Origin of the sequence: Actinosynnema pretiosum, assembly GCF_024171695.1 — a bacterium.
Taxonomy (GTDB): domain Bacteria; phylum Actinomycetota; class Actinomycetes; order Mycobacteriales; family Pseudonocardiaceae; genus Actinosynnema; species Actinosynnema pretiosum.
This window is the reverse complement of sequence record NZ_JAMTCF010000007.1, coordinates 122,905-135,713: the sequence shown is the minus strand read 5'-3', so window position 1 is coordinate 135,713 and position 12,809 is coordinate 122,905. Positions and strand designations below refer to the sequence as shown.

The 12,809-nt window shown below is 71.1% G+C and carries 12 protein-coding genes, 3 tRNA genes and 1 CRISPR repeat array (1 of these 16 running past the window's edge); of the genes, 6 read left to right on the top strand and 9 right to left on the bottom strand.

Features of this window, described 5'->3' with window-relative positions; translation table 11 throughout:
• The first annotated feature begins 9 nt into the window (after window positions 1-9).
• Complete coding sequence (locus LV78_RS16090; protein ID WP_253846076.1) at window positions 10-408, top strand: hypothetical protein; 399 nt, start codon at window positions 10-12, stop codon at window positions 406-408.
• A 33-nt stretch (window positions 409-441) separates the two neighbouring features.
• Here the strand turns inward: LV78_RS16090 and LV78_RS16085 are convergent, their stop codons facing one another.
• From LV78_RS16085 to LV78_RS16060, 6 genes are all read right to left on the bottom strand, one after another.
• Window positions 442-861 (bottom strand): MaoC family dehydratase, encoded by a 420-nt coding sequence (locus LV78_RS16085; RefSeq protein WP_253846075.1) that lies wholly within the window; start codon window positions 859-861, stop codon window positions 442-444.
• Window positions 858-1,304: an FAS1-like dehydratase domain-containing protein gene (locus LV78_RS16080; RefSeq protein WP_253846074.1), complete on the bottom strand. Its 447-nt coding sequence runs from the start codon at window positions 1,302-1,304 to the stop codon at window positions 858-860. The genes LV78_RS16085 and LV78_RS16080 overlap by 4 nt, the downstream gene beginning before the upstream one ends.
• Window positions 1,305-1,377: 73 nt before the next feature.
• Window positions 1,378-1,542, bottom strand: coding sequence for a 50S ribosomal protein L33 (gene rpmG / locus LV78_RS16075; RefSeq protein WP_015805323.1), 165 nt, complete (start codon window positions 1,540-1,542; stop codon window positions 1,378-1,380).
• A 288-nt stretch (window positions 1,543-1,830) separates the two neighbouring features.
• Window positions 1,831-1,903, bottom strand: a tRNA-Met gene (locus LV78_RS16070).
• 44 nt (window positions 1,904-1,947) lie between these two features.
• A tRNA-Thr gene (locus tag LV78_RS16065) sits at window positions 1,948-2,023 on the bottom strand.
• 89 nt (window positions 2,024-2,112) lie between these two features.
• A complete protein-coding gene (locus LV78_RS16060; RefSeq protein ID WP_253846073.1) occupies window positions 2,113-4,728 on the bottom strand; it encodes a putative bifunctional diguanylate cyclase/phosphodiesterase in 2,616 nt (871 codons plus the stop codon).
• 291 nt (window positions 4,729-5,019) lie between these two features.
• On the opposite strand from LV78_RS16060, the gene LV78_RS16055 reads away from it, so the two are divergent.
• The gene (locus tag LV78_RS16055) at window positions 5,020-5,814 is read left to right on the top strand and encodes a GNAT family N-acetyltransferase (protein WP_253846072.1); all 795 of its coding nucleotides are present in this window, start codon (window positions 5,020-5,022) and stop codon (window positions 5,812-5,814) included.
• Window positions 5,815-6,063: 249 nt separating this feature from the next.
• Here LV78_RS16055 and LV78_RS16050 read toward each other — a convergent pair whose 3' ends face one another.
• Window positions 6,064-6,585: a hypothetical protein gene (locus LV78_RS16050; protein WP_015805325.1), complete on the bottom strand. Its 522-nt coding sequence runs from the start codon at window positions 6,583-6,585 to the stop codon at window positions 6,064-6,066.
• Window positions 6,586-6,856: 271 nt separating this feature from the next.
• Between LV78_RS16050 and LV78_RS16045 the strand changes: the two genes are divergently transcribed.
• Entirely contained in the window at window positions 6,857-7,099 is a 243-nt protein-coding gene (locus tag LV78_RS16045; protein ID WP_253846071.1) for a hypothetical protein, read from the top strand.
• Between the two features lie 1,284 nt (window positions 7,100-8,383).
• Here LV78_RS16045 and LV78_RS16040 read toward each other — a convergent pair.
• A tRNA-Tyr gene (locus LV78_RS16040) sits at window positions 8,384-8,458 on the bottom strand.
• Between the two features lie 285 nt (window positions 8,459-8,743).
• Window positions 8,744-9,949 (bottom strand): helix-turn-helix domain-containing protein, encoded by a 1,206-nt coding sequence (locus tag LV78_RS16035; protein ID WP_253846070.1) that lies wholly within the window; start codon window positions 9,947-9,949, stop codon window positions 8,744-8,746.
• Window positions 9,950-10,140: 191 nt separating this feature from the next.
• Between LV78_RS16035 and tgmA the strand changes: the two genes are divergently transcribed.
• The 3 genes from tgmA to tgmC are packed head-to-tail and all read left to right on the top strand — an operon-like array spanning window position 10,141 to window position 12,649.
• Window positions 10,141-10,446 carry a putative ATP-grasp-modified RiPP gene (tgmA, locus tag LV78_RS16030; protein ID WP_253846069.1) on the top strand — a complete coding sequence of 102 codons (306 nt, stop codon included), beginning with the start codon at window positions 10,141-10,143 and terminating at the stop codon, window positions 10,444-10,446.
• Window positions 10,446-11,411 (top strand): ATP-grasp ribosomal peptide maturase, encoded by a 966-nt coding sequence (tgmB, locus tag LV78_RS16025; protein WP_253846068.1) that lies wholly within the window; start codon window positions 10,446-10,448, stop codon window positions 11,409-11,411. Before tgmA ends, tgmB begins: the two co-directional genes overlap by 1 nt.
• On the top strand, window positions 11,408-12,649 hold the full coding sequence (tgmC, locus tag LV78_RS16020) for an ATP-grasp peptide maturase system methyltransferase (RefSeq protein WP_253846067.1): 1,242 nt from the start codon (window positions 11,408-11,410) through the stop codon (window positions 12,647-12,649). The genes tgmB and tgmC overlap by 4 nt, the downstream gene beginning before the upstream one ends.
• Window positions 12,650-12,754: 105 nt before the next feature.
• A CRISPR array of direct repeats spans window positions 12,755-12,809; the repeat unit is 29 nt; it runs 279 nt beyond the window's last position.

Genomic DNA, 12,809 nt, shown 5'->3' with positions numbered 1-12,809 from the left:
GGCTGGGGCATGGGTTCCGCGCGGGAGGTGGAGCGGTCGCGGCGGTGGCTGGTGGTGTCCGCCGCGTCGCTGCTGCTGCTCGGCGCGCTGGTGGGCGCGGTGCTGGTGAACGGCCCGTCGGGGCCGAGGTCCGCGACCGTGGTCTACGAGGTCACGGGCGAGGCCGGGCACGCCACCGTCGTCTACTCGACGTTCGACGACGGCGGCGTGTCCACCGGCCAGGAGGAGCTGACCTCGCTGCCGTGGCGCCGCGAGGTGACCGCGCCGGGCGACGCGCGCGGCGTGCTCACCGTGACGATCGGCGAGCAGGGCGGCGAGGTGGGCTGCCAGGTGAGCGTGAACGGCGTGGAGCGCCGCTCGGCGACCGCGTCGGGCCCCGGCTCCAGCGCGTTCTGCGGCGGTTTCTAGCCCCTCAGCGCCGCGCTGGGCGCCGTTCCCCCGCTACGGGAGGCGGACGCGCGCCGAGGCGCCGCCGAGGACGGACTTGCCGTCGTGGCTGGCGTTGATGTTCACCTTGAAGGTCCCGTCCTCCAGGACCTTGGTGACCTTCGCGGTCACCTCGACCACGGCGCCCTCGTCGTCGTCGGGCACCGGGACGGGCCTGCCGAACCGGGTCCCGTACTCGACCACGGCGGCCGGGTCGCCCGCCCACTCGGTGACGATGCGGCAGGCCAGGCCCATGGTGAGCATCCCGTGGGCGATGACGCCGGGCAGCCCGACGCCCTCGGCGAACCGCTGGTTCCAGTGGATGGGGTTGAAGTCCAGCGACGCGCCCGCGTACGCGACCAGGTGGGCGCGGGTGATGCGCAGGGTGATGGGCGGCAGCTCGTCGCCGACGCTCACCTCGGCCGCGGTGATCACGATTCCCCCCTGACGACGAGCGTGGACTTGGCGGTGGTGACGGCGGCGCCGTGCTGGTCGGTGATCTCCGCGCGCAGCGAGAGCATGTCGTTGCCCATGCGCGAGGTGATGTTGTCGACGGTGAGCGCGACGCTGAGCACGTCCCCGGCGACGATGGGCCGGTGGTGGCTGAACGCCTGGTCGCCGTGCACCACGCGGGTGTAGTCGAGCCCGAGCTCGGGGTCCTCGACGAGCTGCGAGTTGGCGCTCATCGAGACCAGGATCGCGAACGTGGGGGGCGCGATGACGTCCGGGTGGCCCGCCGCGCGCGCGGCGTCCGCGTCCCGGTGCACCGCGCTGGTGGCCCCGACCGCGTCGGCGAACTCCCGGATCTTCTCCCGCCCGACCTCGTAGGGCGGCGTAGGCGGGTAAGACCGTCCGATGAACGAAGCGTCGAGTGGCACGAGACGCAGATTACGCGACGAGGCCCGCCCCGGAACCAGCCGGGACGGGCCTCGCGTCGCTACGAGAAAAACCTCAGCGGGTTTCCTTGTGCGCCTTGTGCGTCTTGCAGTTCGGGCAGAACTTCTTGATCTCCAGGCGGTCCGGGTCGTTGCGCCGGTTCTTCCTGGTGATGTAGTTGCGGTGCTTGCACTCCTCGCACGCAAGAGTGATCTTCGGTCGAACGTCGGTAGCAGCCACGGTCCTCGCCTTTCTCAGAGCACACGATCCCGAAGCCTGAAGCGGGCTTACCACTCCAGCGGGTCCACAGAGAAACCTTCTCTGCAAAGGAACCAACACACCACAAGGGCCAGAACAAAAACTGTTCTGACCCAAGACCCGAGAAAAAGGAACTTCCCCCACCAACCGGACCCCCGAAAGGGGGTCCAGGGGGCGAAGCCCGCCTGGACGGGGTCCGGGGGCGTGCCCCCGGTGTGATGCGGAGCGAACACGCCTGCGCTCTCCGCAGGCACAATTCACCCATTCGCGTAGCGGTGGCCGGACTTGAACCGGCGACACAGCGATTATGAGCCGCTTGCTCTACCAACTGAGCTACACCGCTTTACACGACACGGGCCGCGATGCTCATGCACCGCGGCCGAGTCGTGGAGCCCCTTTACGGAATTGAACCGTAGACCTTCTCCTTACCATGGAGACGCTCTGCCGACTGAGCTAAAGGGGCTTGCCGCTCTTCGTGCGTTCTCGCTTCGCTCTCTGAGCTGAGGAGAACTCTACACAAGATCCCGCACGAAGTGAAATCGGGGGGTGCCTCTAGTGCACCAGAGTGAGCACCGTCTCATCCCGGGAGCCCCTGACCTGCACCGTTCGCGCTCGCAACCACGCTTCGAAGCGGTCCTCGGACAGCGGCCGGGAGATCAGGTAGCCCTGGGCGACGTCGCAGCCCATGCCGACGAGCTGGTCGCGCGCGGCGTCGTCCTCGACGCCCTCGGCGACGACGGTGAGGCCGAGCGAGTGCCCCAGCTCGACGATGGAGCGGACGACGGCCATGTCGCCGAGGTCGGTGCCCATGCCGAGCACGAAGCTCTTGTCGATCTTCACCTCGTCCACCGGGAGCTGCCTGAGGTAGGCGAGCGACGAGTAGCCGGTGCCGAAGTCGTCCACGGCCAGCACGACGCCCATGGTGTGCAGCCTGCGCAGGACGGGCAGGGCGCGCTCGGGGTCGGCCATGACGCCGGACTCGGTCAGCTCGAACGTGAGCAGCTCGGGCGGGACGCCGTGGCGCTCCAGGGCTTCCTTCACCCGGTCGGGGAACTCCTCGTCGGCGAGCGTGCGCACGGACAGGTTGACCGCGATGGACATCCGCAGGTCGCGGTCCATCCAGCGGCGGACCCGCTCCAGGCCCTTGTCCATGACGAAGTCGGTGAGGACGTCGACGAGCCCGGTGGCCTCGACGGCGGGGATGAACTCGTCGGGGTCGACCCGGCCGAACTCGGGGTGCTTCCACCGGACGAGCGACTCGGCGCCGATGACCTGCCTGCTCGGCAGGGCGATCTTCGGCTGGTAGTGCACCGAGATCTGGCCGTTCTCCAGCGCCGAGCGGAACTGGGTGACCAGCTGGAAGCGGCGCAGGAAGATCTGGCCCATGCTCGGCGCGTAGGCGCGCATGGGCTCGTTCTCGCTGGTGGCGCGGAGGGCGACGTCGGCGCGCTGGAGGAGAGAGTCGGCGTCCTTGGCGTCGTCCTCGACCTCGGCGATGGCGGCCCAGCCGACGATGGCGCCCGCCTCGACGGTGAGCCGGTCGACGGGGTACGGCACGGACAGCCGGGCGCGCAGGCGCTCGGCGATCTCCTTGACCCGCTCGGCCTTGCGGTCGACCAGCAGCGCGGCGAACGCGCCGCCGTCGAGCCGGGCCAGCGGCACCTCGGGGCCCAGCTCGTCGCGGAGCCTGCGGCCCGCGGCGACGACCATGCGGTTGCCCCAGGCCTGGCCGAGCGCGTCCAGGACGGTGGACAGCACGTCCAGGTCGACCCGGAGCACGACGGCGGCCTCGGCCTCGCGGACGGGCTCGGCGGCGGCCTCCAGGAAGCCGGTGCGGTTGAGCAGGCCGGTCAGCGGGTCGTGGTAGGCGTCGTGGCGGAGCCTGGCCAGGAGCCTGCGGTTGTCCACGGCGGTGGACAGGTGGTTGGCGAGGGTGCGCAGGAGCTGGATGTCGGCCTTGCCGAAGCCGCGCCACCGGCTGAGCCGGTCGTGCACCTCGACGGCGCCGAGCAGCTGGGTGGCCCCGCCGCGCAGCGGGACGACGAGCGCCTCCTGGGCGTCGCGGCGGACGAGGGCATCGGTGGCCTCCTCGCCCGCGTCGGCGACCCGGAAGTAGCGGACCTGGGTGCCGGGGAGCTGGAGCATCGCGTCCTCGCGGGAGACGCGGGCGTCGTCGCGGCGCATGGCCTGCGGCAGCGGCTCGCCCGCGACGAGGGTGCGCATGGGGGCCTGCGGGTCGGTGCGCAGGCGCAGGACGACGCGGTTGGCGTTGAGCTGCTCGCGGATGCGCTCGGCGATGTGCTGCCACTCGTCGGCCTCGGCCTTGCCGTCCTCGGGGTCGACGGCGGTGGTGGCCCCGCCGCGCGGGCCGGTGCCGTGCCTGCCGGAGCGGGCGACGCGGAGCGAGACCTCGCTGAGCGCCTCCAGGTCGCGCTGCTCGCGCAGCAGGCCGGAGTAGGCGAGGTAGATGGCGGTGATGCCCGCGAAGGCGAGCACGATGAGCAGGCCGCCCCACTGGGCGTGGTCGGCTACCTCGTAGGCGACCAGGCCCGCGGCGGTGTTGAGGAGCGCGACGACGAGGGTCTGCAGGACGAGCCTGCCGCTGGGGGCCACGCGCATCCCCTTGCCCATGAGGCGCAGGGCGGTGAGGCCGAGGACGCTGGCGAGCAGCGGGACGCTGATGGTGCCGACGAACGCGCCCGCCCAGGCGGGGCCCGCGTCGCCGACGAACCGGTCGACGGCGTCGGCCACCGCGAAGGCGACCGAGATCTCCATGAACATCAGGCCCGCGTTGTAGACCGCGCGGTCGAGCACGCGCCTGCCCAGGAGGGTGCCGACGCCCGCGACGACGTGGGCGGCGAGGACGACCTCGAAGGGCGCGACGAGCAGGCCGAGGACGAGCGGGATCTCGGTGAAGGAGATCGTCCAGGCGACGCCGCTGCGGACGTCGACGTTGATGGCGAGCTGCTCGGCCAGCAGGAAGCCGACGACGAGCAGCGGGCCGGTCCACAGCAGGCTCAGGCGCGCCGGGTCCTCGGGGAGGCCCGATCCGACGAGGAACGCGGACAGGACGCCCGCGACGAGCAGGAGCACCGCGAAGGCGGTGAACGCTCGGTTGGTCGACCTGGGCGACGTGTTCGACGTCGGGGCCGAGGTCTGGTCGGACATCCAGCCTCCTCGTCGGCCGGGTCGCGGGGTCGGCCGGATCAGCCTGCCTGCGGGGTCCTGGCGTGACTGAGGGGTCCCGAACACCCACCGAGACCCCTCCTATACCTCAATGTACCCCGGTTGGGCGATAAAATGGCAGGTTGGTGAGTGGGTTGACACGTGAAGTGACAGATCGACTCACACGATCAGGTCTTCCGACACTGGGCGGGGGATAGCAGGCCCATTTGGCGGCGTCGGGGCTTGCGGCGCTCGGCCCTGGAGCTCGGCGGTTGGGCGGCGCTACGTTCGGGTGTGGACTCCCTGCTGCCCCCTCCCCCGGCCGCCAGCGATCCCTACTCGGTGCGGGAGCACTCGCTCGACGAGCTGGGTTCGACCTGGTGGGCGCCGCGCGCGCACGTGCTGCGCTGGAGCCCCGACGACGACCTGGAGCGGCGGCTGCGGGAGTGGCCGCTGACCGGCGGGGGTGATCCGGAGACGGCGGCGCTGGTGACCGTGCCCAGCCGCGCCGAGGACGCGCCCCGCGTGCTGCTGGCGCACGGCTTCGCGCCGCTGGTGGTGCTGGCGGTGCGGGAGGCGGGGCGGCCGACGCCACCGGGTGATCCGGCGGTCGAGGTGCGGGAGCTGCGGGGCGAGGACCTGGACGTCGCCGCGGAGCTGCACCTGGAGGTGGTGCGGGTGGACGCGCGGTACGGGGTGGTGACCGAGCGGCCGAGGACCGGGGCGCTGCTGCGGGAGCTGCTGGCCGAGGAGGTCGGGCGGCCGGAGCCGGAGGCGTGGCTGGCGTGGCGGGACGGGGAGCCGGTGGGGCTGCTGACGTGCCAGGGGCCTGGGACGAGCGGGTGGATCGCGGGGCGGACGTCGGTGTCGCCGGTGGCGTACCTGGGGGTGCTCGGGGTGCGGGCGGACCTGCGCGGGGGCGGGGTCGGCGGGGCGCTGGTGGCGTGGCTGCACGCGCGGCTGGACGCGGCGGGCGTGGGCGCGACCCTGCTGCACCACTCCCTGCCGAACCCGCGCTCGACGCCGTTCTGGGGCTCGCGGGGGTACCGGCCGCTGTGGACCACCTGGCAGCGGCGGCCTGCACGGTGACGGGGTGGGGGGCTCGGCACCGCCGAGGGCCGGGTCCGAGCCCGTCGGCCGGGCGGGTGACGCGCAGCGGCCTGGAGGTGAAGGCCTGGTGAGGCGCGCGGGGCCCTGGTTCGCGGACCGGCGGGGTGGGGACCGGGGCCGGTTGCGGTTGCGGTTGGAGCGGTCGTGCCGGGGTTCGGTCGTGCCGGGGTTCGGTCGTTCCCGGCTCAGGTCCTGCCCAGGGCGTTCAGGTCCTGCCAGGGGTTCGGGTCAGACGAGCGCGGGGGTCGGGCCGGGCAGTTCGGGGGTCAGCTGGTCGCGGATGGTGGCCAGGCAGCGGCGGGCCTCGACGGCGGCGTGGTGCTGCGCGGCGGCGCTGCCCGCGGCCTCGCGCATCACCAGCCAGGTCGCGGACATCGCGGCGGGGCGCTGGTCGGCGCGCACGGCGGCGAGCAGTTCGCGCTGCTCGGGGAAGGGGTGCAGGGCGATCTGCTCGGTGCAGGCGCGCAGCTCGGCGACGGTCGGGCAGGTCAGGACGCGCGGGGCGACGAGGTGCTCCAGCTTGGCGGGCAGGTCGACGGCGGCCAGCTCACCGGCGGAGAGCGGCCCGAAGTCGAGCACGGCGTCGAGCCCGCGCTCCAGCTCGTCGGCGGCGGCGAGCAGCGCCACGAGCCGTTCGCGCGGCGGCGGCTGCCGGGTCGCGGGCTCGCGCCGCGCGCCGGGGGGCCGCAGCGCCAGCCCGATGACGACGCCGACCACGACCCCGGCGATGACGATCCAGGTTCCGGTCATGCGGGACAGCATCCCGCCAACCGAAACCCATAACACCGTTACTGACGACGACGTGCCGTTCCCGTCGCCGACCGGTCGTCGAGACTTCGGCTGGGCCGATCAGACCAGCCGATCACCCTGTTCGGCAGACAGCGCGACGGCCACCCCGATCGAGCGACATCTTGACCGGTCCCGCCCTCGACCGGCCGGGTGAAACGCGGCGTATCCGGTACGCGTCGGGGTTCGGAGCGCTCTCCTTGGTGCGGGGGAAGCGACGGACGAGGGGGACGTCATGATCGAGGTGATCGAGCTGTCCGGCCGGGTGCGGTCGATGCTGCGCGCGGTGGCCGCCGGGCGGGCGGAGCTGTCCGGGGGCGGCGAGCCGGACCTGTACGTGGACGGGTTGCCGTGCTCGGACCGGGCGGCGATCCACGACCTGGTGCACCTCGGGCTGGTGCGGGCGCGCGCCGCGGTGCGCCTGGACGAGCGCGCGGGCGCGGAGCTGACCGACGCGGGACGGGCGGCGATCGCGTAGGGCTCGAACATGTGTTCGAGATGAGTTATGCTTCATACGGGGCGGGCACGCAAGTGAGAGGAAGCACTTGCGCGCCCGCCCTTCCCGTTGGGCCACCCTCCCCGTCGACCGGGGGCGACCTTGCCGGGGCACGCACCACGGCCCAGGGGACGCACCGCGCCACCGGCCAACGCCGCCCCCGGACGCCCCTCCACCTCACATGGGCACCGCCCGCACGGGGCGGAACCGGCGAAGAACGAAAACCCGCTCCCTCCGCACAACTGATTCCCACCGCGAACGGGCGGGCAGGAAGACCCCACGAGTGTGGAGCGCGCACTTGCCGACCTGCGGTTCCGACCGCAAGGGGAATTGACGCCCCCGCGTGTCGCGTAGACACTTGAGCCGTTGATTCGTTGCATCCACGCAACGGATGAACACCGCGAAATCCGCGTGGGTGACTTCGCGGACACCGAGGGCCGTGCCGGAACTCCTTTCCGACACGCCCCCCGGCGCGTACTGCTGTGGCGCTACAGGTCCATGTCGGACCACAGCAGGACTCGGATGATCAGCCAGACGACGCGGAAGGCCGTCCTGACCGCCTGCCAGCGGCCGGGATGCCTTCCGCGCTCAGGGCAGCGCCCGGCACGAGGTGCCGGTTCCCGCCCTTCACCGTCGTCATCAGGCTTTCCACCGTGCTTCTCGCGCATCCGCTTCCCGCCCATCGGCTTGGCGGGCCCGGCGCCCCGGAGGAACCGGACCGGGCGCCCGCCCCGGAGTCGTCGGCGGAGACGTGCTCTTGAAGCCCCACGATCGTCCAATGGACGGACAAACCAGTGCAAGGCTCGCCCGAACGCCGTTGCGCTCGCACAACGCTTTCCTGGATATTCCGAATTTTTTGAATCGCTCAGCGCAACGCTTTCACCTGGGGAAACAGCGAAAATTATTCCGAATTTTCACATTCCATCCTTGCCCGACGCGAACAGACCCCGTTCACGGCCCCGCCGGAACATCACCCGATGGAGTGCACTTTCTCGCGCAGCCGGAAGACGGACGACGTCACACCAACCACCACGGACATGACGCGGGTCACAAGGACGGCGCGGTCCGAGCACCGCGCCGGGGAACGACCAGCCTCCCGGAGGGGGTTCACCCGGAACGGTCGGAACACCTGCAGGGGTGACGAACTTCGGCGCGCCTCGGTGCGGACAGCCGCAGAAGGCCGGTGCCCGCCGAACGCGGCCAGGCGCAGAACGAGAACACCCCCGCGACCTGTTCTAGCTGGTCACGGGGGTGTTCATCGTGTTGTGGCGGGTAGAGGATTCGAACCTCTGTAGCTTTCGCGACGGATTTACAGTCCGTCCCCGCTCCGCCCCCTGAGCTGCTGTTTCTATCACCGATGCGGCTATTTCGGTACGCACTCGGTACGGACAGGGCTGACCGCCGTCCCCGAGCCCCACTCACCGGGGGTGGGCGAGCGAGCTCGGGGAAGCCGCACCCGACACGTCGGTGACTGCGGTGACCTCGGTAACCCAGCAGGTCAGCGGGTTACCGACCACGGTGCGGTTACCGCAACCTTCGCGCCGGGATCGGTAACCCGGCCCACCTCGGTAACCCCGTGACCAGCCCGGTTACCGCAGTCACCGCAGTCACCGCCCGCTGAGGCCGTCAGTCGGCGAGCCCGATCCAGGTGGCGAACTTGCTCAGGTCCGGGTTGCTGCGGCGGTGCAGGCTGACCAGGACGCGGGTCGTCTCCCGAACCATCGGGTGGAAGCGGGTCTGCTCCGGCGCGGCGCGGCGGGCTTGTTCCAGCGCGCGCAGGGTGCCGGGCCGGTCGCCGAGCATCAGGTGCGCCCGCGCCAAGTCGATGTGCAGGTGGCCGATCCTGGTGGCGGGCAGGCCGCTCCCCCGCTTGAAGTCCGCGCCGATGCGAACGGCCCGTTCCGGGTCGCCCAGCTCGACCGAGGCCGCGACGTCGTGGATCGCGGTGTTCGTCGGCCCGAAGGTCAGCTGGTAGTGCACCCGGTCGCGGCGGACGCGCGCGCCGAGTTCAGCGGCAGCGCCGAGGTGGGCGCGGGCGGTGTCGGCGTCACCGGCGCGGGAAGCGAGGGTGCTGGCCCGCAGGTGCAGGCTGCCGTACACGGTGACCGCAGCCGAACCAGACAGGTCCACGTGCTCATCGAGCTGGTGGCGGGCGTTGTCGAGCAGCTGCAAGCCGCGGCCGTAGTCCCCTGCGGCTTGGAAGGCGTTCACCCTGGTCCACTGCGCGAGTCCCACGGCAAGCGGGTCGCCGGTCCGGTCGGCCGCCCACCCCAGCTTGTGCTCGATCGACTCGGCGAGATCGGCGTAGCCGAGCCGGTAGGCCAGGCCGTGCGCGGCGTAGAACGCCGTCACCAGCAGCTCGAAAACCTCTTCCTGCTCACGGGCGCCGGTGACGCTGTGCCTCGCCAGGGTCAGCTCTTCCAGCAGCGCGGGCAGGGTGAACGCGAGTCGGGCGTAACGCCCGGAGCGCCGCCGCCGACTGACCCCCTCAACGTCGGCCCGGAGTCTTTCGACGGGCCGGAACGGGACGCTCTCATCCGGGGCCAGATCGTAGCCACGAAGCGCGGCGCGCAACCGGTCGATGGCGTTGTCCACGCCGCTCTCGCGATGCTCGGCTTGGTAGGGCTGGCCGTGGACGCGCTCGATCGGCACGGCGAGCGCGCGGGCGACGGCGGCAACCAGCGCGTTGCTGGCGGCGCGGTCACCAACCTCCACCTTGGACAGCAGGCTTAAGGAGATGTTCGCGCGGGTGGCTAACTGGCGCTGTGTCAGCCCTGCGGCCTTGCGCAGCACCGTGATGTTCTCGCCGGTCGCCGGGGGACTCGCTGCCATCGCCACGCCCTTCTCGAAGGCTTGCCGGATGCGGCCCGAGTCTAGGTTCCGAGGCCGTCCGGAACCTAGATCGTGATGACGCTCTGTGCCGACCTGTGCAACATCTGTGCAATTCCACGGGACCGAACCACGGTTGTCTCGTGCTCAGGGCCGCTGACCCGCAGCAGCCCTGAGCCGAAGGAGGCACCGCAATGGCCGACTTACCCGGCACCCTCGTGGACGCCAACCCGTTGTCCAGCGCCCAGCTCCGCAACACCATCCGCGCCCACGTCGTGTCGACCGCACCCGGTCCCGACGAGACCCGGCCGTTCGGGCTGCGGTTCGCCACGACCGTTCCGACGCCGGTCCGCCGCACGGTCTCCTACTGCCCCACCCGACAGCTCGCGGTGGACACCGAGCGCAGGCCGCTGATCGAGACGATGGGCAAGGAGTGGGCCACCAAGTCCTCCACCGACGGCGACGAGGGCCCGGAGGAGAACTGGGGCTGGGAGGAGTAATGACCGTCCTCATCCTGGCCCAGGAAGCCGACGCCCCCACCGACGCGGTGGTGGCCGAGTTGACCCGCCGGGGTGTCGAGGTGTTCCGCGCCGACACGAGCTGGTTCCCGCGCCAGCTCGTGCTCGACGCGGAGCTAGTCGACGGTCGGTGGGCAGGCACCCTGTCAACCGACCACCGCACGGTCGACCTCCGCGACATCCGATCCGTCTGGTACCGCGACCCGTCCGCGTTCGTGTTCCCGCCCGAGCTGACCGAGGTCGAGCGCGCCTACGCGCACCGTGAGGCCCGATTGGGGTTCGGCGGGGTGCTGGCGGCGCTGCCCGACGTGCTGTGGGTGAACCATCCGAACCGGGCTGCCGACGCGATGTACAAGCCGTTGCAGCTCACCACCGCTGCGTCCTGCGGGTTGCACGTGGTGCCGACGCTGGTGACGAACTCGCCGACTGCGGTGCGGCGGTTCGCCGCGACGCTGCCGGGTGGGGTGGTGCACAAGTCGTTCGGGCCGAACACCCTCACCGAGGGCGGGGCGGTCAAGGTCGCGTACACCCGCCGGTTCGAGCCCGCCGACCTGGACGAGCTGCGAGGGGTTAGGTCGACCGCGTTGCAGGCGCAGGCGTGGGTGGACAAGGGGGTGGAGGCCCGCGTGGTGGTGCTGGGCGAGCGGATGTTCACCATCGTGATCACCGCGAACTCGGCCGCCGCTCATGAGGACTGGCGGGCGGACTTCGACGCCCTGGCCTATGAACTGGTGGACACGCCGCCCGAGGTGGAAGCCGGGATCAGGGCGTACATGAGGACGCTCGGGCTGGCGTATGCGGCACTCGATTTCGGGATCGAGCGGGACACCGGGCGTTTCGTGTTCTACGAGAGCAACTCGGCGGGCCAGTATGGGTGGCTCGAATCCCAGACCGGCACGCCGATCACTGCGGCGCTGGCAGACCTACTCACGGGAGTGCGCACGTGACGACCGTCCCTGACGAGGAGTGGCGCCCGCGCGCTGCCGAACTGGCCGACATGCTCGGCGAGCTGGGGAAGCTCACCGACCCGGCCTGGCGGGACGCGGTGCGCGCCGTCCCCCGGCACGCACTCGTGCCGCGCTTCCACACCCAGGACACGAACGGGACGTGGGTCGAGTCCAGCACCAGCACGGCGGAGGGGCGGGCGGCGTGGCTGGACGCGGTGTACTCCAACAAGCCGTTGGTCACCGCGCTGCGCCAGGACGCCGAAGTGGGCAGGGTGCTGTCCTCGTCCAGCCAGCCCGGCCTGATGACCAGGATGCTGGAAGCCCTGGACGTCCGGGACGAGCATCGGGTGCTGGAGATCGGCACCGGAACCGGCTACAACGCCGCCCTACTCTCACACCGGCTCGGCGCGGAGAACGTGTTCTCCGTCGACGTCGAACCCGACCTGGTCGACCTGGCCCGGTCACGACTGGCCGAACTGGGGCACGCGCCAACACTGGTGGTCGCGAATGGGGCGCTCGGCTTGGCAGAGCACGCGCCCTTTGACCGGATCATCGCCACCTGCGCTGTGCCCGCCATCCCTTGGGCGTGGATCGAACAACTACGGGTCGGCGGCACAGTGCTGACCGACCTGAAGATCACACAGAACGCGGGCAGCCTGGTCAAGGTCACCCGCACCTCGGAACACCGCGCTGAAGGCCGGTTCGACCCGACTTACGCGGCGTTCATGGGGCTGCGCCACCAGCCCGGTGGACCTACGCAAGCAGTGGCCAGAGCAGCACGTGACAGCAGCGACGTCCACGAGTCCACGAGTCCCGTAGACCCACAGACACCGTGGAAGAACATGGTGGTGTGGTTCCTCGCCGCACTCGACCTGCCCGCCGACGTGACAATCGGCTACACCGGGCCAAGCACCACCAGCCCACCCACTGCCGTCACCCTCTCCACCCCGGACGGCTCATGGGCGCAGATCGCCCTTACCGGAGCGCACGGGCTCCACGAGGTCACCCAGGGCGGACCACAACGGCTCTGGCAGGCGGTGGAGAACGCCCACGACCTGTGGAACCACCTGAGCCGACCGGACTGGGACCAGTTCGGACTGACCATCACCCCGGACAGCCACACCCTCTGGCACGACCGCCCCGACAGCGAGGACCGCTGGACTCGCCCGGCAGGCGCGGTTCACGAGAAGCGCTGGGATAGAAGGGCCTTGAGCCCCGGCCCAGATCCCACGCGGTAACAAACAGCTTCGGGCGCGGGCCGACTCCTGGTCGACCCGCGCTCGCCAGTATCCCCGCAAACGCAGGGAAGACTGCTCGTGTCTGGCGCGGCGGTCACGGTGGACCGAACCACCCCCGCAGGCGCGGGGAAGACGAGTACTCGACGTCGGTAAGGGAGTG